Source organism: Pseudomonas sp. GM24, assembly GCF_000282235.1.
Lineage (GTDB): Bacteria > Pseudomonadota > Gammaproteobacteria > Pseudomonadales > Pseudomonadaceae > Aquipseudomonas.
In genome coordinates this window covers 1-2,423 of sequence record NZ_AKJR01000326.1, presented here as the reverse complement: position 1 = coordinate 2,423, position 2,423 = coordinate 1, and the positions used below count along the sequence as shown (strand labels likewise).

The window sequence follows — 2,423 nt, the reverse complement described above, 5'->3', positions numbered from 1 at the left end:
AAGGCTGCGATCTTTTGATCTTGTCTTTATTAAAAGCAAATCAAAAGATCGCAGCCTTCGGCAGCACCTACACAGGTATCAGCGATTGTATCGACGGGTGTCGCCCTGTGCAGGTTAGGCCTCGGGTATACTGCCGCGTTTTGCGATCCCTGCCGCATTGCGGCTGTCATGCAATGCGCTCTTACGTTTTGTTTAAGCAGCCGTGGCTGTTCTGAACCAGCCTGAGCAGGGATGTATCGGTAGATTTTTGGAGTTTTTATGCTCGAACAGGCTCAGCGCGTCCTCAAGGACATCTTCGGCTACGACAGTTTCCGTGGCCGTCAGGGTGCAATCATTGAGCGCGTGGCCAGTGGCGGTGATGCGCTGGTACTGATGCCTACCGGTGGCGGCAAGTCGCTGTGCTTCCAGGTGCCGGCGCTGCTGCGCGAGGGCCTGGCGGTGGTGGTATCGCCGCTGATCGCACTGATGGACGATCAGGTTGCCACCCTCGAAGAGCTGGGCGTGGCCGCCGCCGCGCTGAATTCCACCTTGAGCGCCGAGCAGCAGCGTGATCTCGCGGCGCGGATCAAGCGCGGTGAAGTGAAGATGTTGTATCTGGCGCCCGAGCGTCTGGTGCAGCCGCGCATGCTCTCATTCCTGCAGAGCCTGAACATCGCGTTGTTCGCCATCGATGAAGCGCACTGCGTGTCGCAGTGGGGCCACGACTTCCGTCCGGAATACCTGCAACTGGGCCAATTGGCCGAGATGTTCCCTGACGTACCGCGCATCGCCCTGACGGCCACTGCCGACAAGCGTACCCGCGAAGAAATCGTCACCCGCCTGCACCTGCAAAATGCCGAGCGCTTCCTGTCGAGCTTCGACCGCCCGAACATTTTTTACCGCATCGTCCCCAAAGAGCAGCCGCGCAAGCAGTTGCTGGCGTTCCTCGCCGAGCGGCGCAGCGATGCCGGCATCGTCTATTGCCTGTCGCGCAAGAAAGTCGAGGAAGTCGCGGCGTTCCTGAGCGAGCAGGGCTTCCCGGCGCTGCCGTATCACGCCGGTTTGCCCAATGAGCTACGTGCCTTCAACCAGAAGCGCTTCCTCAATGAGGAAGGCCTGATCATGGTTGCCACAGTGGCGTTCGGCATGGGCATCGACAAGCCCAACGTACGTTTTGTCGCGCACCTCGATCTGCCGAAATCCCTTGAAGCGTATTACCAGGAAACCGGTCGCGGCGGCCGTGACGGCCTGCCGGCGGATGCTTGGATGGCCTACGGTCTGCAAGACGTGGTGATGCTCAAGCAGATGCTGCAAAACTCCGAAGGCGACGAGCGGCACAAGCGTCTCGAGCAACACAAGCTCGACGCGATGCTGTCGCTGTGTGAAGAAACCCGCTGCCGTCGCCAGACCCTGCTGGCGTACTTTGATGAAGACATGCCCGAGCCTTGCGGGCATTGCGACAACTGCGTCGATGGCGTGCAGACCTGGGATGCCACCGAGCCCGCACGTCAGGCGTTGTCGGCGATTTTCCGTACCGGCCAGCGTTATGGCGTCGGTCATCTGGTCGACGTGCTGCTGGGCAAGGACAACGAAAAAGTCCGCAGTTTTGGCCATCAGCATCTGTCGGTGTACGGCGTCGGCAAGGCACTGAGCGAGAGCGAGTGGCGCTCGCTGTTCCGTCAATTGGTCGCGCGCGGTCTGGCGGATGTCGATCACGAAGGTTATGGCGGTCTGCGTCTGAATGACAGTTGCCGGCCATTGCTCAAGGGTGAAGTCACGCTGGAGTTGCGCCGCGATCTCAAGCCGCAGGTCACCGCCAAAACCGCCAGCAAGAGCCCGGCCAGCCAACTGGTGCGCGGCGAAGAGCGCGAACAGTGGGAAGCCCTGCGCGCGCTGCGGCGCAAACTGGCCGAAGAACATGGCGTGCCACCGTACGTCATCTTCCCCGATTCGACGTTGCTGGAAATGCTCCGCAGCCAACCGACTTCGCTGGCGGAAATGGCCCGGGTCAGCGGGGTCGGCGCGCGCAAGCTGGAACGCTATGGCGATGCCTTCCTCGAAGTGCTCGGCGGCGAGGTCGAGGCGCCGAAAGCGGTGGCCGACGTGCGCCACGAACTGATCACCCTGGCACGCGCCGGCATGACCCCGATGCAAATCGCCGGTCAGTTGCAGTGCACGGAGAAGAACGTCTACACCATGCTCGCCGAGGCGATCGGCAAGCAGCAGTTGTCGCTGGAACAGGCGCTGGATTTGCCTGAAGAATTGATGGGCGAAGTGCAGGACGCGTTCCTTGATGGAGAAGGCGAGTTGCCGTCGGTCGCCGAGGTGGCCGAGCTGTTTGCCGGGCGTGTGCCGGAAGGCGTGCTGTATTGCGTGCGTGCTGCGCTGCAATCGGAATTCGAAATGTAATTTGGCCGTACCCTTCATCGGAACGCCGCCCGCCC

General features: G+C 61.4%; 2 protein-coding genes. Both read left to right on the top strand.

All coding sequences use genetic code 11. From position 1 onward, the window contains the following. The coding region (locus PMI23_RS30115; RefSeq protein WP_238539570.1) for a hypothetical protein at window positions 1-215 on the top strand (215 nt) is incomplete at its 5' end. Window positions 216-258: 43 nt separating this feature from the next. Next, the gene (recQ, locus tag PMI23_RS27765) at window positions 259-2,388 is read left to right on the top strand and encodes a DNA helicase RecQ (protein WP_007919724.1); all 2,130 of its coding nucleotides are present in this window, start codon (window positions 259-261) and stop codon (window positions 2,386-2,388) included. Window positions 2,389-2,423: the final 35 nt, after the last annotated feature.

Excerpts from the sequence above, each read along its gene's own strand:
- recQ (WP_007919724.1), top strand. The coding sequence starts at position 259 with ATGCTCGAACAGGCTCAGCGCGTCCTCAAGGACATCTTCGGCTACGAC.